Genomic DNA, 16,658 nt, shown 5'->3' with positions numbered 1-16,658 from the left:
TCACCCGCAAAGGTATTATTTTTTTCTTTAAAAAAAAAACTTTTTTTTATCTATTAATCAAAATATTATCTTCCGTTAATACAATCTTTTTCTCCTCTCCGATTGAAAACATATAGTCTTCCAAGACCTTCTCTGTAGTCCCTCTCAGACCTCTCGCTCCTAATCCTTTTTCGATCGTTTCCTCTACAATTTTTTCGATTGCACCGTCTGTAATTACCAAATCCGTGCCATCCATTTTGAAAAGCTCCACAAATTGGTTCACAATTGAATTTTTAGGCTCTTTCATAATTCTTACTAACGTCTCTTTTGTGAGTTTATCGAGATAAGTGATGATTGGAAATCTTCCTAAAAGTTCGGGAATTAATCCGAAAGATCTCAAATCGATTGCATTAATATTTGTTAATACATATTCCTCTTCATCAGTCTTATTGATTTTTTCAGAACTGAAACCAATAGCCTGCTTATTCATTCTTCTTTCGATGATTTCTTTGATTCCATCAAAAGCTCCTCCTGCAATAAACAGAATATTTTGAGTATTCACCTGAATATACTTCTGATCAGGGTGCTTTCTTCCTCCTTGTGGGGGTACATTTACAATACTTCCCTCCAACAGCTTTAATAATCCCTGTTGTACTCCTTCACCGGATACGTCTCTTGTAATACTTGGATTGTCTGATTTTCTTGCAATCTTATCGATCTCATCAATAAAGACAATTCCTTTTTCAGCTTTTTCCACATCATAGTCTGCTACCATCAAGAGTCTTGAAAGAATACTTTCAACATCTTCCCCTACATATCCTGCTTCTGTTAAAATAGTAGCATCTACAATACAGAAAGGAACATTAAGTTCTCTTGCAATGGTTTTTGCCAATAGGGTTTTTCCTGTACCGGTCTCCCCTATCATAATAATATTTGACTTCTCGAGCTCTACTTCTCTGTTTTCGTCCTGAGCATGAAGTAATCTTTTATAATGGTTGTACACCGCAACGGAAAGCTGTTTTTTAGCCTGATCCTGTCCGATTACGTACTGATCAAGAAATACTTTGATCTCTTTTGGCTTTTTAAGATCTTCCATATTATTTGCAGGTGAATGTTCTGACTTAGAAGCACTGTCTTTTACTATAACGTGTGCTTGCTCTATACAATTTTCACAAATAAAACCGTTCTGCCCAGAAATCAGCATCTGTACTTCATTTCTTTTTCTTCCGCAGAAAGAACATTGGTTTGGATTCATATTATAATAATATATGTATATGTTAAAGAAAATCGTAAAAAATTACTTTTTTACGATTTTCTGTTTGTTAAGAATTAATAATTGAGTTTTGAATCTCTGTATATTCTTCGTTCGTTAATTTTAGTCTTTCATTTCTGAAATTCATGTCTTCCATTTTATTTAAAGGAATAAGATGAATGTGTGCATGAGGAACTTCAAGTCCTACAACCGCCACTCCTACTCTTACACATGGAATTGCAGTTTTGATCTTCTTCGCTACCTCTTGGGCAAATCCCCAAAGGTTTTTGTATTCTTCACTTTCAAGATCAAAAATCAAATCCACTTCTTTTTTAGGAACTACCAAAGTATGTCCTTTCACCAAAGGCATTGCGTCGAGGAATGCAATAAAGTTTTCATCCTCTGCAATTTTATATGAGGGAATTTCTCCGTTGATGATTTTTGTGAATATAGTGCTCATTTTTATAAAAGTTAGAGATTAAAATACTAGAAGTTTAGAAATGAAAGAGGGTATCAGACTATAGAGAAATGTCTAATACTTCAAAAGAAAGTTTGTTTCCGTTCGGTAAAGTAATTTCAGCGGTTTCACCTTTAACTTTACCTAGTAGCCCCTTAGCGATAGGAGTATTTACAGAAATCTTTCCTGATTTAAGGTCGCTTTCGTTATCTGGTACCAATGTAAATACCTGTTCCTGCTTCGTTGCATTATTCTTAAGCTTCACTGTAGTTAAGATAGAAACTTTTGAAGTATCTAATTGGCTTTCGTCTATAATTTTAGAAGTTGAGATAACGTCTTTCAGCTTAGAAATTCTCATTTCAAGCATCCCCTGAGCCTCTTTAGCCGCATCATATTCTGCATTTTCAGACAAATCTCCTTTGTCTCTAGCTTCTGCGATCTGCTGAGTAATTTTTGGTCTTTCCACAGTTTCCAACTGTTCCAGCTCAGCTTTCATTTTCTCAAGGCCCTCCTTTGTTACATAGCTTGCCATAATTTTCAAAATTTAGTTTTAGTATAAAAAAATAATCCGACATTTGCCGGACAATGTTTTACGTGTTATAATCGTTTAATTTTTACAAATATATAAAAATTTAAATTGAAATGAAAAAAACTTTTTCGATACTATCTATTTTCATTTTACTGATTTTCAGTATTTTAACTATAAACTCATGCGGAAGAAGAGAAGATACTGTGAACTGTTTCCTAATGTTCCTATCGGCGTAACTTTAAATTTGAACCTTCCCGCCTACTATAATCTTACAAACGGCAATGGCTGGATTTATGTTAACGAACAACAATCTGGAACAAGGGGTCTTATTGTTGTAAATACGGCATCGGGATTCAAGGCATTTGATAGAAATGCACCACACTTATGCCCAGATAATGACACCACACTTGAAGTACAGGGTACTACTGCCATCGTTTGCCCAAAAGACAAGACCAGATGGATGTTAAATGGGACACCAGAGGCAGGAGGAAAAACATCACTTCCTCCAAAAACATATATTTGTAATTATGATGCTGGAAGCAAGACTTTAAATATCTATTACTAGAAAAAGTCTTTTATATTTACCCATACAGAAATTATAAATAGCTGTCCATAATAAACTATAGCAGTAAAATAATGAATCCGTTAGTACATCAAATTATCTATGAGGAAGAAACTTTGAATACCCGTTTAAAGTTGCTCCACAAGATTGAAGACCCTTTACTACTTTGGGAACTGATGAGCCATTACAATTGGGATGATGGTTTTGTGATTCCTCTTGAAGTTGTAAAACATAATCAATGCGACCTGGGATTGGCTATGATGCTGTTCTGGGAGTTTGAAGAAGCAAAAATGTATTATGAAGATCCCGCATCAATTGTTAGTAACTATGATAATACAGAAGAAAGCACTTATAAAAGTCAGTATTGCAAAACGTTGATCAATGGCATTCGCAAAGGATTATATCTATCTGGAGTTAATAAATATGATACAGGATTTCTAGGTGAAAAAATGCCAATTGAGGATGAACGTAAGCAAAAGATGAGAGCACTAAAAACGAAACGCGCCTTAGAGACTTATGAGAGTGTTTTTTTAAGTCCGGTTTTTTAAGTCCGGTTCTTTAAGTCATTATTAAAAATATTATATTGAAGAAGAAATGTCTTCCTAAGAAAAATACCAGAAGACAAAAAATAAAATAAAAATGAAGATCGTTATACAAAGAGTCTCTGAAGCCAGTGTAAAAGTAGACGGAAAGATCGTTGGGGAGATAGAAAAAGGGCTCATGCTGCTGGTAGGCATTGATGAGAATGATGAGAAAGCAGATGCAGATTGGCTGGTACAAAAAATACTGAATCTAAGAATCTTTGGTGATGAAGATGATAAACTCAATCTTTCGGTAAAGGATATTTCCGGAGAACTCCTTTGCATCAGCCAGTTTACCCTGATTGCAGACTATAAAAAAGGCAACCGTCCTTCTTTCATTAAAGCAGCCAAACCTGATAAGGCCATTCCATTATTTGATTATTTTAAAGAAGAAATGGCAAAGTCCGGCCTTAAAACTGAAAGTGGCATTTTCGGAGCGGATATGAAGGTTTCATTAATCAATGATGGGCCAGTTACCATCATTATGGATTCCATTACAAAAAGTTAATTAAACAAATGAAAAACAGAAATATAGTGATCATCTATCTGGTGATAACTTTAATTTTCCTGAGTGAAGTTGTTTTAAATTTTAATCAATACAGTTATGCCGGATATTACCCGGATAAGATTATAGGTTGGCTTTGGCTAGCGATGACTGTTTTCATTATCATCAAACTTTGGAAAAGAAAAGCAATTAAGGTGTATTTCGGCTTTTTGGTAGCCGGAATTATTTTGAGTATTCTGCCAATGATGATTCCTTTCTTTGCCCTTCTCAGTTATTTTTCAAGGATTGACAGCTACCAGAGGATTCAGCTGGATGGCAATTATCGAATTGAAAGGCATCGTCCCGGAGCATTATCTAAAGTGCAAATTGCTGTTTACCAACAGAAGGGTATTCTTGAAAAAAGAATCAGTAAAACTCCCTATATTGAGGTTTTAGAAAAGGTTATGCAGCGGCCTTCGATTGATATCCCGGCAGATGAGCAACAAGCACCTATTCAGGAGGCAAAATTTGTTAAAGCCAATAAAGACAGCATTGGAATTGAATATAAAATCATGAATAAAAAGCAGGTTGTTTATCATAAAATCAATGAAAAACAATTTGAAGAAGGTTAAGAATTCATCATTTTATTTACATGATAAAATCCCTTTCAGCAAAACTGAAGGGGATTTTTTTATAAAAAAACAGAACAATTCCTTTATCTAAAAGCAGAATAATTTCATTGAAAAATAAATTCACAAAAACGTGATTTGTTTTCATTTTATTATTATTTTTGACATTATCCAAATCAATTCACAACCATTTAATAAAAATAATATGAAAACAAAAATTAAACTCCTTATTGTATTTATGTTCTGTTTCGTCCTTTCATTTGGACAATCGCTTTCAAATCGCAGTAGCAAGCAAAACGATCAGATCTATGTATGTTTTTCAAAAGGTGTCACTTCAGAGAAAGATGCATTTGAAAAAAATGCTGAATTGGAAAGATTTGTTAAAGAAAATGGAATTTCATTTACTTATGATCTGGGTTTCAGTGATAAGAAAATTAATGAAATGATGGAAAACAGCAAAATGAATGGAAACTCTGGAGAATCTGTTCAAAAGCTTAAAAGAATATTTAAAGCGAATGTTCCTGTTCAAAATGATGATACTTTCCAAAGATTGACTCAGACCCTTGAAAAGTTTCCTGAAATAGAATATGTATCGGTGATGAGTAGCACCCCTATTGAACCACCATTGGTCAATATGTTTGTTACCACTCCGGATCTGGAAAGTGTACAAACCTATTTGAATGACAATCCGGGCATTAATGCAAAATATGCATGGTCAAGAGGAATCACCGGGCAAAATATTCGTATTCGTGATGTAGAATATGGTTTCTATAAAACTCATGAAATGTTAACCAATCAGAATTCTATCCAATTAGAGCCCGGATATTCTCCAAACTCGGGATTATCAGGAAATAATTATAGAGATCATGGTACTGCTGTGGTAAGCATTTTAGGATCTATAAAAGATAATATTGGGCTTACGGGTGCGGTTTACAATGCCTCAGAAATAAAAGGATATATGGAATGGACTACCGTTGGATATAACAGAGCTTCAGCAGTCAGCAGATCCATTAATGCTTCTCAAGCCGGAGATATTATCCTGTATGAAATGCAGACCGGTGGAAAAAACGGTGAATATTGTCCTGCTGAATATGATAGCGTGATCTGGGATCTTACAAAAGCAGCTACAGATTCGGGAATCATCATCATTGCAGCAGCAGGAAACGGAAATCAGGATCTTGATGAACCTTTTTATGCAGCATACAGAGCCAGAGGCAACAGTGGAGCCATCATTGTAGGAGCCGGAACTCCTAACACAACACATTCAAAACAAAGTTTCAGCACTTATGGGAGCAGAGTGGACGTACAGGGATGGGGCAGCAGTGTTTGGCTGCAGGATATGGATCGTATGCAAAGTATGATAATGACAACAACAGAACATACAATTATTTCAGTGGAACAAGCTCTGCAACTCCTACAGTAGCTTCTGCAGCAGTACTTATACAATCTTTTTACCGTCAGACTAAGGGGCAATATTTAAGTCCGGCTGCTATGAAAAACCTTTTGGTTTCTACGGGAATTCCACAAGGTGGTACTGATGTTAATAAAAAAATAGGTCCACTTCCAAATGTGAGAAATGCCATTTTACAGTTGGAAGGTAAATCTGCAGTTTCTGTTAAAGCACTTCCTGCACTTGAGGTAAAAATATATCCTAATCCTTCCAGTAATTATATAGCGATTCAGAGTACTGAAGATAAAAAATTAGAGGTTGAAATCATCAATATGCAAGGACGATCAGTGATAAAAAGTACAGTTTCTTCCGGAGAGAGGATTATTATTTCTCACCTTCCTACTGGGCAATATATCATGAATATCAATGAAGGCTCAAGACGAGTTCTAGAGAAGTTTACTAAATTATAATTAAGAGACAATATTTTCCTTTAAAGCAAAAAACTCCTTTCAGTATTTTGAAAGGAGTTTTTTTAGTCATAGACTGTTTGTACAAAATTATTTTGCAGGAACACTGCTGAAATTAAGGGCAACTTTAATGTTCATATCTGAAGATGTTTGGTTCTTCAATTCATAAACGGTTCTTACAGTAAGCCCTGAGCTTTTTACAATGCTATCCAAGAATCCTGTATCATTCAAATCCAAGCTCATGCTGGATGAATTGGTAGAGATATTGGAACGGGATGCGATGAGCCTTTCCCCTGTTCCGTTGGATGAAACATATATTTTAATCGTTTTAAATGCACTTAGATTTCCTCCGGAAGGAGATGCCACAGAAATTTTAGCATCAGAGATTCTTACATCTTTGATCTGGGCATTATTATTTCCTCCAAACCATGTTTGTACATTGGTAGCTGTTGCCGTTGAAGAAACTTCTTTATCAACAGGTACCCCTGTAGAAACTAAAACATTCGTTGTATATGGGAATGTATTCTGAACGAGCGACTGTACGGTTCCGCAACTTACAAGTACAGCTGAAGCGGCCATTGCTGTTAGAACTATATTTTTCATAATTTTTAAATTTAAACTTCTTCTATCAATTTGCAGAAACTGTACCAAAATGATAAAAACTATTCAATACTCACTGTAAAATGTCCTTTGGTATTCCCGGAAGCCATATTACTTTTTCCAATAATCAGCCATACTTCTCCTTTTTCAGGAATTTCATAAGTAAGTTCTCTTCCGAATGGGCCATCATAATTTCCATTAGGAAGTTTTATCTGATTGAATCTGATATTAAATTCTTTTTCTTTTGTTGAGATTTTTGCCTTGATATGAGATTGTTCAAAATGGGTTAGCTTTAAAACCAGTTCCTGATCATCTTTTTTGAATTCTTCACCTATTGTGAAAGGAAGCTGAGATGCATCTGCCGTTCTTACGATCTGCCCTTCTTTCTCACTTCTCATTACTCCTTTTTGTAAAACTTCCTTAGTAGCAGGAGCATTGTTAATGATTGAATCTTTCTTTCTCAGCGCTACAGAATCTGCTTTATAAACAGAGTCCGGCATTTCAGTTACGATCGTTGAATCCTTTTGAGATACATCTGCCACAGCAGGATCTTTTTTACATGAAATAATAATCAATGGTATTAACAATAAGCTTTTTTTCATAATAATCAATTTTAAGATTGGAAAAAATTGGAAGATGGAGGCTGGAAGATGGAAGTTATTATAGTCTTCCATACTTCTGAACCCTGTTTCATTAGAAATTATCAATGTTCAAATTTCCCTTTTCAATTCAATCCTGGTTAATCAGTCTTTTTTAAATGCTAAAATTGTTCCAACTCTTTTAACCGACTAGATTTTTAGACTGAACAGGCTCCCCGCTATTATTTCTAATCAGTTTAAAAGTGAAATACATAAAATTGAGCATAATTCCCATTAAAAGGGTAACACCCCAGGTTTTTGTGTACTCCAGCGGATATATAAATCGTACGACAATATCATTAAACAATCCAAAAGGATTATTCAGGACATCCCAGCTGTTCCATCTTAGAAATCTTCCCAGATACACTCCAAAGCTGCTCATAAAAAGAAAGAGGACTACAATTCCATTGATAACTTTTTGTTTACTGTAACCTGACAGAAGTTTTTCAATATCATTAAGGCTTAAAAACCCACAGATAAGCCCTGTCCAGGCATAAGAAAGTATTACAATCAGATCATACCAGATAGGAATTGTATTTCTTACTTTTAAATGAAAAAGATCGGTCAGGATATAGGGTGAATTTGGGAAAAATAAGATCCAGACAATAATGATCAAAGCAAGGGATATTTTGCTTTTAATATTGAATGCCAATATAAAAGTACTTAGAAATAAAGGGATCCATGCCAGAAACAGATTCCAGTTCAGAAATAAAAATACTTTTGTTTCGCTGATATAATACCTGAAAAGGGAAAGGCTGAAACAGAACAGGGTCATTAATATCAACAAAGAATTCATTTTAAATCTTGGAGATTCCATTAACTTTTTCATCTTGTTTTATTTTTATTTGATGGTTTGATAATAGATGATCTTTGAAAGGAAAGATTTTGACTTTTCTCCTTTGATTTTGTCCTGAAGAGCTCTTTTAAGCTTTTGATTATTCTTTTCATCTGCATATTTCAACAAACCTTTTTCGCTGAAGTTAACAGATCCCAAATGATAATTCACCGCAAAATCTTTTCGCTTCATATTCTGTGAAGTAATAAAACCACCCCAGTTGATATAGCTGCAAATCAAAATGGTTCCATAAAGATACCACGCCATGGTATTGAAGAGGAAGGCATTTCTTTTTTGTCTTTGAATTTTAATGAAGGTTAAACCAAGTCCCACCAGAGATAAAAGAAGGAATGCAAAAACACCCAATCTTTTATAAGTAAAGGCATAGTTGACGATATATTCATAGTTTTTGGCTGCTGCAGAGAGGATCAATACAGCATTTAAAACAATCCAGACTTTAGCTAAAATTTTCAGCAGCTTGGCTTTAGGATCAAAATTGAATCCTGATTTAAAGTAAAACATAATGACCAGGATAGCCATTACAATAGACATGATAACTGCATTGACACGTTCATGAGTTTCTTCTGAAAGCTGAACCGGTGTTTTGGAAACTTCATAAAACTGTTCATAATTATAGGTGATAATGAAGAATACCAGCAAAATATTCAGACAGAAGAAAGATATTACACCACTCATTCTTTCTGCATCCAGATCAAGGAACGAATAGGTTGATTTAGGAATCTGAACACTTTTCTGAAAGTCATTATCCAAAAAGTGATGGTTTTTATAGATCAATTTTTCCACCGCGAAGTTCCAGAAATTAAAAGCGATTAAAAAGCCTAAAACGGTAAGACAGAAGACCTGCCAAAGATTGAGATCCAGTTCATAATCTGTAAAAAGAGCTGCAAAATGATCACTCCCTGTGGCATAAATTCCAAAGAAGACGGAAATAAGAACTAAAGGAATGAGTACAAAGGCCATGATCTTCTGCCACATTCCCGGAATATTCTTTTGAGGCAGCCATTTATCCAACATAAAAATTCTGCAGATTGAAGTACAGCCATTGGTTATAAAAACAGGAATTAAAAAAAGGATCTTCATTTTCCTGTTCCTTGATTTATAAGCTAATAAAAGAAGCGAACTGGCCACTGCCAGGAATGACGGAAAGTCACCATACCATGCAAATGCAACTCCCGAAAGTAAACTTGTCCCTGTAAGCAAGTAAAATACCCTGGTTTTGTTTTTTTGAGGAGTTTTAAAGAAATTCAGAATTGTATATAGAATCCCAAGGATTCCAAAATTCAGCCCCATGTCCTGATCGTAGAAAAGGATAACAAACAGAGCTGTTGTTAAAAATATATAGTGATGTGTTTTCATAGTATATAATAATTAGAAGTTAGTTTAACAAAAATTGAAAATGGTTAGGAGATATATTACTGCAATTGGAATATTTGCCAATAAAAGGAGAACAGAGTTTCCTGAGTCTTTTCTTTCAGAAATGTCCAGCAGAAAAACAATCAGTTCACATAAAAGTACTGTTACGTTCACAAGTACTGCAAGGATTACATACATTAATCCGCAAACCAGCAAATATTCACTTCTAGTGATAAAAAATAATAAAAACAAAAATGTTCCCAGACCAAGAGAGATAGCAAAAGTATATTTCCCGGTAGAACTGAACTTTATATTTTCTATATGATGCGTTTTTAATGTAAAGCAACCGGATCTTTCTGTTGGATAAAGTCTTTCAGATGCTCAAAGTTCTGCCAAAGTAAACCTTCGAAGTCCCATTGATGAAAAGCCCTCATCGTTTGCCCTTTCCTGTAAGCTTTACCATATATTTTGATATATTCCGGCAGAATCAAGGTTCCCAGTACAATAGCTGCTAAAAGATGGGCATTGAGTTTTCCGTTTCCTAACAAGAGGTATTGCATGGCAATTTCATCCTCGAAGTTGGTTCCACAATCAGTAATGAGATGATGAACATCGTGATTTTCCATTTTAGGGATCATAGAAAACCCGTGTTTGTGGTAGAATTCTCCTAGCTTTCTTCCCAGTGAATCTTCCTGAAATTCCAGCAGCTGCCTTTCATTGAACTGCCATTGCCTTTTTTTCTTTTTAAAGTATTTTCTGTATAGTTTTTGAGTTTTATCGTATACAAAAAGCAGAAACTGAACACGTATTTTTTTCATAGTGCATGTATTTTAAAAAACAAGATCCCAACCTATTATGATATAAAGAATAGCAAAGGGTATAATAATGAGAAGATATCCTGCTGACTGAAAGCAGGTTTTGGTTTTATTCTTATCGATCAATCCGTAGAGCATGAGACCTGCTAAAACAATGAGGTTGAAAGCAGCCCCATAGCTAACAATTAAAAAGCCCAGACTTGCAAATTTGAAATCTTTAGTTAAAATATATCCGAAAAGGCAAATGTTTCCTATGAGGAAAAACACGCCAAATACAGCTTTTCCTAAATTTAAAATATTTCTTTCTGACATCTTTTGAATAATTTAATAAAATAAACTGATCCCTATTGCCCCATATAGAATTGCAATGGGAATATTGATTGAGAGTATACCAACTGTCTTTAAGCAGGCTAAAAATTTCGGACGATGTATTATACCGTAAATCAAAAAGGATAATACACACAACAGATTTGCCGGCACTCCGAAATAAAACAGTATATAGCCTGCTCTAGCAAATACTTCATCTCTGGTTATTACTCCTCCTAAAAGGAAGATTGTTCCCAGTATAAAAAATACTCCAAATATGGATTTTCCAAGGTTGATGATTTCTTTGTTTTTCATTTAATTAATTTTTTAAGCTTGAGTTAATGTAAAAACAGTGATTTCGGGGCGAACCATAAATCTTACTTGGAAAGAATGTCCAAGAGCACGATTGATATACAACATTCTTCCATCTTTCAGATCAATCTCTCCGGATATATATTCTTTATTTTTTACCGGAAGTATGGGAGTAACGATTCCCGGAATTCTGCATTGTCCGCCATGGGTATGGCCACTCAAAATCCAGCCTTGATAACCATTCCAGATGTTCTTATCACAAGCATCTGGATTATGACAAAGCACAATATTGGCTTTTGAAGGATTATACTGTGCCATCACTTCTGAAGGGTGAAAATAAGGTGACCATAGATCTTCAAATCCTATAAAATGTAAACCATGACTTTCCTGTTGGGCATTCCTAAGCATTGTAATCCCTGAGTTACTAAGAGTATCACATACTTTTTCTGAACATTCTGCATCCTCCCAATTTTCTCCGTAATCATGATTTCCTAAGATTCCAAAGGTTGCTAAAGTACCCAGTACACAGTTTTCCATTACTTTTTTTAGATCTTCCTGTTCCTGAGATGTTCCATGATTTACAAAATCTCCCGTATACACTACAAAATCCGGTTTGTATTGTTTAGCTTTTTGAAAAGAATCAATTAAAAAATTCCAATCGAAGCGAGCTCCTACATGCAAATCGGAAATCTGCATCAGTATTTTCCCATCCAAAGCCTTAGGTAAGTTTTTCACAGGAAGCTTTCTCTGAACAAATTCCACCCAAAACGGCTCTACCTGCCATGAATACAATCCCGGAAAAGCTCCCAGCACTGAAATCTGTAAAATCTTTTTTAAAAATGTTTTCCTATTCATGATATTTATTTAAAACAAAGAACTTTGAATTACAAAGTAAAAATTCAAAAAAATATAGGACTAGCGTCCCAATAGTTTTTCAAGCGCATCCAGATGATCTGTAAAAGCTTGTCTCCCATTCTGCGTAACTCGATAAGAGGTTTTAGGTTTCTTCCCTACAAATTCTTTTTTCACTTCAATATATCCCACTTTTTCAAGGGCATTACTATGACTGGCAAGATTTCCGTCTGTAATCTCCAACAATCCTTTCATTTCAGAGAAATCAACCCAGTCGTTCACCATAAGAACAGACATAATGCCCAATCTTACACGACTTTCAAATTCTTTATTGAGTTGACTTATTTTGATCATTTCTTTATCTTATTTATTCTAAAACAGTCAAAATGTGACTATTTTTTCATTCTCATTAATCCTTTGCTGATATAGTTTTACCACTTTTTTTGTTTCAAAAAACGGTGCAAAAATAGGGATTAATTTTTTTTCCTTCCGAAAAGCCCTATTTATGACACATATGATGATTTTTCAAATATTAAAAGATTAAATACTAACTTTAATATATATACCACTCCAATGCTGATTATGAGAGACAAGAATACTATCAACAGAGGCCAGTATCCCATTATATTATTTTTTCTTTCTGAATAAAATTTTGTAACATCCTCCAACTTGAGTTTCTTATCTGAATGAAGCGTAACCAACTCTTTCTCTGTAGTAAACTTTTTCAACATATCTGTTTTTGTATCCAACAAAAAATACTCATTATCAAAAGTTTTTCCGAAAATCTGATTTCCTTTCTCTTCAATTCTTGCCACCATTGAAATCTGAGTTTCTCCATTGTTTTTATTAATGCTCGCCTGTTCCGGAATATCAATAAATAGCAGTTGATGATTATTTTTCAAAGGAATATACCATGCATCCCCAATTCCGATATCTACTTTTTTATTCTCTGATATTATGGATAATCCAATAATACCAACGATATAGAAAGTATAAAATGCCACAAAAGGAGCTATACATACCAATATCACTTTCCGTTTTCTTTTTTCTTTTCCACTGATGAAATAAATAAGCAGACAACCTATTATGGCACATATGAAAGCCAAAATAGCTATAATGATAAGGTGGAATAATATGACAAAACCAATTCCCATTATTGATACTTCTTATGCATGATAAGCCCATAGACAATATGCAAAATCCCAAAGCCTACAGCCCAGAAAAATAATCCCCATCCCAGAAAAAACAAGGAAAATAACCCAAGGACTACTTCACAATATCCCAGATATTTTACATCCGGCAAGGTATACCTTTCAGCACTAATCAATCCCAGTCCATAGAAGATTAAAGTGGTAGGAGCAACCCATACTAGTAAATGATGTTCAATAAGGGCTGCACAAAAGATCCCTCCAGCTGCTAACGGGACTGCAAAGGTAACTAAAAGTCTTTTGGTAGTGGCATCCCAGATCTTTAATCCTTTCTTTTTACTTTTATTAGCTGTAAAAATATAGCCACTGAAAACTGCTGCTACTAAAACTACCAATCCTGTGATGATAAGCTCATGAACCAAGTCAGTAGTAAAGCTAAGCCTGCCCGTATGCATATACCCTACTTTTTTACTTTCCATGGCAAAATAAGCATACCCCGCACCTAAAAGTGCTACTACACCTGCTACCACTCCGGAGAGACCGCTTAAAGAAATAAATCTGGAAGACCGTTCCATCATGGAACGGATATGGGATAAATCTTCGTGATAATTTTTTGAATCCATAAAAAGAACTTTGAATTACAAAGTTATAATTTTTTATGAACCTGCAAAATATTTTTTTAAAATTATGGAAATGAATTTGAACTTAGATGATGGAAGCTTGAAGTTATAAGAGTAATAATCATTAGTTATTATCCTTATTTTCAGATTGAAAAACTTCATTAATAATACCGTAATAAAAGACCTTTCCCAATTTTCTATCAATAAAAAAACCGCTGAAATAATCAGCGGTGAATATCTTTTGCGTAAAAAGAAATTATTTTGCTCTCAATCTTTCTTTGATGGCTTCAATATTCTTTTTTGCAGAATCTTCTAAAATAAGGCTTGCGCTCATGTGAATTCTTGCCGGCATAAGTTCGTTAAAATGATCTGTTCCTTCCCATGAAACTTTTTTGATCAATGCCAAAGCTTCCTTGCTTCTTGAGGCTAGAGTTTGTAAGAACTTCTCAAGCTTTTCATCCATTTCCTGGATATTATCTGAAACAGAATGATACACATTATGTTGTTCTGCCCACTCAGCGGATCTGAAATCGGCATCAATAGCCATTGCTGAAAATTGTGATTTCCGATCTTTCTTTCTACGTAAGGCCCAATAACGAAAGGTCCGATTCCTAGATTGATCTCTGTAAGTGCCAATGCAGAATCTTTTGTTGCAAAACAGTAGTCAGCACCACATGCAATTCCTACTCCACCGCCAGTTGTTTTTCCTTGAACCCTTACGACTACAATCTTTCCACAATTTCTCATGGCATTCAGAACTTTAGCAAAACCTCCGAAAAACTTTGTTGAAGCCTCAAGCTCCTCAATAGCCAAAAGTTCATCAAAACTTGCTCCTGCACAGAATGCCTTTTCCCCTTCACTTTTTACTAAGATCGCTTTTACCTCATCTTTAGCTCCTTCTTCTAAAATGGTTTGGGCAAGTTTTTCTAAAATAGCTCCTGGAAGAGCATTACTTTTTGGGGTTCCGAATGTAATTTCGGCAATATTATTTTTAATTTCTGATACTACGAATTCGTTCATTTTAATTTTTATTGGATTCTTACAAAAATACTAAATACAGTGCTTTTGAAGAAACTTCAGAGAGAGAAATTAGATGGAAAAGTGTTTGATAATTAGGTTTATGATAAAGAATCATGGAAGATGGATATCTGAAACTGTAATCAGATTTGTAATGAATAAAAAAATATCTTAATTCTTCAACTGTACATGCTTCGTTTTTCTCTTTATGTACTCAATTTATTTACCCCTCAAAAATTCATTATCCGTAGAAATACGGAATACTCAATTTGGTATTTTCTACTCTAGTACCGCCTTATGATTAGTTGTTCCTTTGGGTAAGAAAAAATCACTAACGGCGGAATCTGAAAAGCCATCAACAGAGTAAGAAAATTAAAGGCTAAAAAAATATATCATGGAAGAGTACATGGGAATCGTTAAATTATTTGCAGGAAATTTCGCACCAAGAGGCTGGATGTTTTGTGACGGAAGCATATTATCTATTTCAAGAAATTCGGCATTATTTTCTCTTTTAGGAACCACATATGGTGGAGACGGAATAACAACATTTGCCCTTCCCAACTTAAAGGGAAGAATGGCTTTGGGAGCGGGAAATGTAAATGCCAATGAATTTTATCCACTGGGAGTAGTAGCCGGAACAACTCAAAACACATTATTGGCTTCAAACCTTCCAAGTGTTGGAGCGGGTTTTCAACTTAAAGTGGCCAATAAAAACGCAAATACATCTACTCCAAACGCTACCACCTCTATTGCTATTACAGGAACACAGGTAGGAAGAGATTTCAATGCAGTGACAAGTTATGTCAATAATGATCCTGATACCGCTATTAACAACAAAAGTATTGCTTTCGTTGGTCAAAATTTACCTATGAATAATATGCCGCCTTATCTGGGATTAAATTATATCATCTGTGTGGAAGGTATTTACCCTCCGCGAGATTAATACATATCATAACCTAATATTTAAAACAAAAATCATGAAAAGCACTACTATTTTTACAATTTGTAGTCTGCTCATTTCACTTTTTTCATTTGGGCAGACCAGCACAGAACAATTTGAGACGGAGTCAAACGCAAGTACAAGCTTCACCGATAATGGGGTTGTCTTTAATATCATCTCCTATGTAAGTGTTTTTGATATTCAAGCTAACTATCCGGGAACAGGCTGGAATGGAACAGCCAATGATAACCGTTACATTGATAATTCCAATAATCAAGAGTCTCCACCATCCTTCAGTATCAGAACGACTTCTAATTTATTTAAAGTAAACAGATTCTGGATGTATCTCTCGGCATTGAATCTTGATCTTAATGTAACAGGCTCCCTTACGATAACCGGAAAATTGAGCGGGGTAACAAAATTTACCCAAACAAAAACCAACGGATTTGCAACAAGTTTAGGAGCGACCAATGGTTATACCTTGATAGATATGACCAACTTAAATGGCCAGAATTACTCAAACATTGTTATTGACGAACTCCGTATCACAGCAAATGGCGGGTTTAGATATGTAGCTTTAGATGCTTTCACCTGGGTAAAAGATAGTAACATTGTATTAGGTACTTCAGAAAATAAAAGCACTCAAAAAAACTTGACTCTTTATCCTAATCCAACCCATGGACCACTTTCCATTACAGCAGAGAACAACTCTGAAGCACGCGTCTACAGTGTTGATGGTAAAATGTTGAAAACGGTTCAGGTTCAGAAAGGATTGAATGAAATTAGTATTTCAGAGCTTCCTAAAGGCGTTTACTTTATCAAGACCGCTACCGAATCTACTAAAGTTATTAAAAACTAATATTTCAAAGTT

General features: G+C 34.7%; 22 protein-coding genes and 1 pseudogene. 8 read left to right on the top strand and 15 right to left on the bottom strand.

Going from position 1 to position 16,658, the window contains the following annotated elements:
- Positions 1-46: 46 nt before the first annotated feature.
- The 3 genes from clpX to greA all read right to left on the bottom strand — a co-directional run bounded on the left by clpX (position 47) and on the right by greA (position 2,220).
- Positions 47-1,234, bottom strand: coding sequence for an ATP-dependent Clp protease ATP-binding subunit ClpX (clpX, locus tag QWZ06_RS23490; protein ID WP_290301558.1), 1,188 nt, complete (start codon positions 1,232-1,234; stop codon positions 47-49).
- A 67-nt stretch (positions 1,235-1,301) separates the two neighbouring features.
- Complete coding sequence (locus QWZ06_RS23485; protein WP_045492597.1) at positions 1,302-1,691, bottom strand: HIT family protein; 390 nt, start codon at positions 1,689-1,691, stop codon at positions 1,302-1,304.
- Positions 1,692-1,749: 58 nt separating this feature from the next.
- Complete coding sequence (greA, locus tag QWZ06_RS23480) at positions 1,750-2,220, bottom strand: transcription elongation factor GreA (protein ID WP_068938932.1); 471 nt, start codon at positions 2,218-2,220, stop codon at positions 1,750-1,752.
- A gap of 178 nt (positions 2,221-2,398) precedes the next feature.
- Between greA and QWZ06_RS23475 the strand changes: the two genes are divergently transcribed.
- The 6 genes from QWZ06_RS23475 to QWZ06_RS23450 all read left to right on the top strand — a co-directional run bounded on the left by QWZ06_RS23475 (position 2,399) and on the right by QWZ06_RS23450 (position 6,333).
- A complete protein-coding gene (locus QWZ06_RS23475; protein WP_290301557.1) occupies positions 2,399-2,782 on the top strand; it encodes a hypothetical protein in 384 nt (127 codons plus the stop codon).
- Positions 2,783-2,853: 71 nt separating this feature from the next.
- Complete coding sequence (locus QWZ06_RS23470; protein ID WP_290301556.1) at positions 2,854-3,327, top strand: DUF4274 domain-containing protein; 474 nt, start codon at positions 2,854-2,856, stop codon at positions 3,325-3,327.
- A gap of 91 nt (positions 3,328-3,418) precedes the next feature.
- Positions 3,419-3,868, top strand: a complete 450-nt coding sequence (gene dtd, locus QWZ06_RS23465; RefSeq protein ID WP_290301555.1) for a D-aminoacyl-tRNA deacylase — start codon at positions 3,419-3,421, stop codon at positions 3,866-3,868.
- Positions 3,869-3,876: 8 nt separating this feature from the next.
- On the top strand, positions 3,877-4,476 hold the full coding sequence (locus QWZ06_RS23460; protein WP_290301554.1) for a hypothetical protein: 600 nt from the start codon (positions 3,877-3,879) through the stop codon (positions 4,474-4,476).
- A gap of 202 nt (positions 4,477-4,678) precedes the next feature.
- A complete protein-coding gene (locus QWZ06_RS23455; RefSeq protein WP_290301553.1) occupies positions 4,679-5,896 on the top strand; it encodes a S8 family serine peptidase in 1,218 nt (405 codons plus the stop codon).
- Positions 5,785-6,333, top strand: a complete 549-nt coding sequence (locus QWZ06_RS23450) for a S8 family peptidase (protein ID WP_290301552.1) — start codon at positions 5,785-5,787, stop codon at positions 6,331-6,333. Before QWZ06_RS23455 ends, QWZ06_RS23450 begins: the two co-directional genes overlap by 112 nt.
- Before the next feature lie 87 nt (positions 6,334-6,420).
- Here the strand turns inward: QWZ06_RS23450 and QWZ06_RS23445 are convergent, their stop codons facing one another.
- The 12 genes and pseudogenes from QWZ06_RS23445 to QWZ06_RS23390 all read right to left on the bottom strand — a co-directional run bounded on the left by QWZ06_RS23445 (position 6,421) and on the right by QWZ06_RS23390 (position 14,850).
- Positions 6,421-6,933: a hypothetical protein gene (locus tag QWZ06_RS23445; RefSeq protein WP_290301551.1), complete on the bottom strand. Its 513-nt coding sequence runs from the start codon at positions 6,931-6,933 to the stop codon at positions 6,421-6,423.
- A 59-nt stretch (positions 6,934-6,992) separates the two neighbouring features.
- Positions 6,993-7,532 carry a hypothetical protein gene (locus QWZ06_RS23440; protein WP_290301550.1) on the bottom strand — a complete coding sequence of 180 codons (540 nt, stop codon included), beginning with the start codon at positions 7,530-7,532 and terminating at the stop codon, positions 6,993-6,995.
- 178 nt (positions 7,533-7,710) lie between these two features.
- Positions 7,711-8,397 (bottom strand): DUF1361 domain-containing protein, encoded by a 687-nt coding sequence (locus QWZ06_RS23435; protein ID WP_290301549.1) that lies wholly within the window; start codon positions 8,395-8,397, stop codon positions 7,711-7,713.
- A 12-nt stretch (positions 8,398-8,409) separates the two neighbouring features.
- A complete protein-coding gene (locus QWZ06_RS23430) occupies positions 8,410-9,780 on the bottom strand; it encodes a DUF4153 domain-containing protein (RefSeq protein ID WP_290301548.1) in 1,371 nt (456 codons plus the stop codon).
- A gap of 329 nt (positions 9,781-10,109) precedes the next feature.
- Positions 10,110-10,595 (bottom strand): Coq4 family protein, encoded by a 486-nt coding sequence (locus tag QWZ06_RS23425; RefSeq protein WP_290301547.1) that lies wholly within the window; start codon positions 10,593-10,595, stop codon positions 10,110-10,112.
- Positions 10,596-10,607: 12 nt separating this feature from the next.
- Entirely contained in the window at positions 10,608-10,904 is a 297-nt protein-coding gene (locus QWZ06_RS23420; protein ID WP_290301546.1) for a hypothetical protein, read from the bottom strand.
- 12 nt (positions 10,905-10,916) lie between these two features.
- The gene (locus QWZ06_RS23415; RefSeq protein ID WP_290301545.1) at positions 10,917-11,213 is read right to left on the bottom strand and encodes a hypothetical protein; all 297 of its coding nucleotides are present in this window, start codon (positions 11,211-11,213) and stop codon (positions 10,917-10,919) included.
- 12 nt (positions 11,214-11,225) lie between these two features.
- Positions 11,226-12,065 (bottom strand): metallophosphoesterase, encoded by an 840-nt coding sequence (locus QWZ06_RS23410; protein WP_290301544.1) that lies wholly within the window; start codon positions 12,063-12,065, stop codon positions 11,226-11,228.
- 60 nt (positions 12,066-12,125) lie between these two features.
- Positions 12,126-12,416, bottom strand: coding sequence for a winged helix-turn-helix domain-containing protein (locus tag QWZ06_RS23405; protein ID WP_123909053.1), 291 nt, complete (start codon positions 12,414-12,416; stop codon positions 12,126-12,128).
- A 149-nt stretch (positions 12,417-12,565) separates the two neighbouring features.
- Positions 12,566-13,216 carry a hypothetical protein gene (locus QWZ06_RS23400; RefSeq protein ID WP_290301543.1) on the bottom strand — a complete coding sequence of 217 codons (651 nt, stop codon included), beginning with the start codon at positions 13,214-13,216 and terminating at the stop codon, positions 12,566-12,568.
- Positions 13,216-13,833, bottom strand: coding sequence for a hypothetical protein (locus QWZ06_RS23395; protein WP_290301542.1), 618 nt, complete (start codon positions 13,831-13,833; stop codon positions 13,216-13,218). Before QWZ06_RS23395 ends, QWZ06_RS23400 begins: the two co-directional genes overlap by 1 nt.
- A gap of 253 nt (positions 13,834-14,086) precedes the next feature.
- Positions 14,087-14,850, bottom strand: a pseudogene (locus QWZ06_RS23390) (enoyl-CoA hydratase/isomerase family protein).
- 391 nt (positions 14,851-15,241) lie between these two features.
- On the opposite strand from QWZ06_RS23390, the gene QWZ06_RS23385 reads away from it, so the two are divergent.
- On the top strand, positions 15,242-15,790 hold the full coding sequence (locus QWZ06_RS23385; protein ID WP_290301541.1) for a phage tail protein: 549 nt from the start codon (positions 15,242-15,244) through the stop codon (positions 15,788-15,790).
- 34 nt (positions 15,791-15,824) lie between these two features.
- A complete protein-coding gene (locus QWZ06_RS23380; protein ID WP_290301540.1) occupies positions 15,825-16,646 on the top strand; it encodes a T9SS type A sorting domain-containing protein in 822 nt (273 codons plus the stop codon).
- Positions 16,647-16,658: the final 12 nt, after the last annotated feature.

This window comes from Chryseobacterium tructae, assembly GCF_030409875.1.
GTDB lineage: Bacteria > Bacteroidota > Bacteroidia > Flavobacteriales > Weeksellaceae > Chryseobacterium > Chryseobacterium tructae.
The sequence above is the reverse complement of the archived record's forward strand: the minus strand, read 5'-3'. Positions and strand labels throughout refer to the sequence as shown.

Excerpts from the sequence above, each read along its gene's own strand:
- QWZ06_RS23435 (WP_290301549.1), bottom strand. The coding sequence starts at position 8,397 with ATGAAAAAGTTAATGGAATCTCCAAGATTTAAAATGAATTCTTTGTTG.
- QWZ06_RS23380 (WP_290301540.1), top strand. The coding sequence starts at position 15,825 with ATGAAAAGCACTACTATTTTTACAATTTGTAGTCTGCTCATTTCACTT.
- QWZ06_RS23485 (WP_045492597.1), bottom strand. The coding sequence starts at position 1,691 with ATGAGCACTATATTCACAAAAATCATCAACGGAGAAATTCCCTCATAT.
- QWZ06_RS23430 (WP_290301548.1), bottom strand. The coding sequence starts at position 9,780 with ATGAAAACACATCACTATATATTTTTAACAACAGCTCTGTTTGTTATC.
- QWZ06_RS23475 (WP_290301557.1), top strand. The coding sequence starts at position 2,399 with ATGCGGAAGAAGAGAAGATACTGTGAACTGTTTCCTAATGTTCCTATC.
- QWZ06_RS23460 (WP_290301554.1), top strand. The coding sequence starts at position 3,877 with ATGAAAAACAGAAATATAGTGATCATCTATCTGGTGATAACTTTAATT.
- QWZ06_RS23455 (WP_290301553.1), top strand. The coding sequence starts at position 4,679 with ATGAAAACAAAAATTAAACTCCTTATTGTATTTATGTTCTGTTTCGTC.
- QWZ06_RS23445 (WP_290301551.1), bottom strand. The coding sequence starts at position 6,933 with ATGAAAAATATAGTTCTAACAGCAATGGCCGCTTCAGCTGTACTTGTA.
- QWZ06_RS23450 (WP_290301552.1), top strand. The coding sequence starts at position 5,785 with ATGGGGCAGCAGTGTTTGGCTGCAGGATATGGATCGTATGCAAAGTAT.
- QWZ06_RS23415 (WP_290301545.1), bottom strand. The coding sequence starts at position 11,213 with ATGAAAAACAAAGAAATCATCAACCTTGGAAAATCCATATTTGGAGTA.
- QWZ06_RS23420 (WP_290301546.1), bottom strand. The coding sequence starts at position 10,904 with ATGTCAGAAAGAAATATTTTAAATTTAGGAAAAGCTGTATTTGGCGTG.
- QWZ06_RS23405 (WP_123909053.1), bottom strand. The coding sequence starts at position 12,416 with ATGATCAAAATAAGTCAACTCAATAAAGAATTTGAAAGTCGTGTAAGA.
- QWZ06_RS23410 (WP_290301544.1), bottom strand. The coding sequence starts at position 12,065 with ATGAATAGGAAAACATTTTTAAAAAAGATTTTACAGATTTCAGTGCTG.
- QWZ06_RS23395 (WP_290301542.1), bottom strand. The coding sequence starts at position 13,833 with ATGGATTCAAAAAATTATCACGAAGATTTATCCCATATCCGTTCCATG.
- dtd (WP_290301555.1), top strand. The coding sequence starts at position 3,419 with ATGAAGATCGTTATACAAAGAGTCTCTGAAGCCAGTGTAAAAGTAGAC.
- QWZ06_RS23440 (WP_290301550.1), bottom strand. The coding sequence starts at position 7,532 with ATGAAAAAAAGCTTATTGTTAATACCATTGATTATTATTTCATGTAAA.
- greA (WP_068938932.1), bottom strand. The coding sequence starts at position 2,220 with ATGGCAAGCTATGTAACAAAGGAGGGCCTTGAGAAAATGAAAGCTGAG.
- QWZ06_RS23470 (WP_290301556.1), top strand. The coding sequence starts at position 2,854 with ATGAATCCGTTAGTACATCAAATTATCTATGAGGAAGAAACTTTGAAT.
- QWZ06_RS23425 (WP_290301547.1), bottom strand. The coding sequence starts at position 10,595 with ATGAAAAAAATACGTGTTCAGTTTCTGCTTTTTGTATACGATAAAACT.
- QWZ06_RS23385 (WP_290301541.1), top strand. The coding sequence starts at position 15,242 with ATGGAAGAGTACATGGGAATCGTTAAATTATTTGCAGGAAATTTCGCA.
- QWZ06_RS23400 (WP_290301543.1), bottom strand. The coding sequence starts at position 13,216 with ATGGGAATTGGTTTTGTCATATTATTCCACCTTATCATTATAGCTATT.
- clpX (WP_290301558.1), bottom strand. The coding sequence starts at position 1,234 with ATGAATCCAAACCAATGTTCTTTCTGCGGAAGAAAAAGAAATGAAGTA.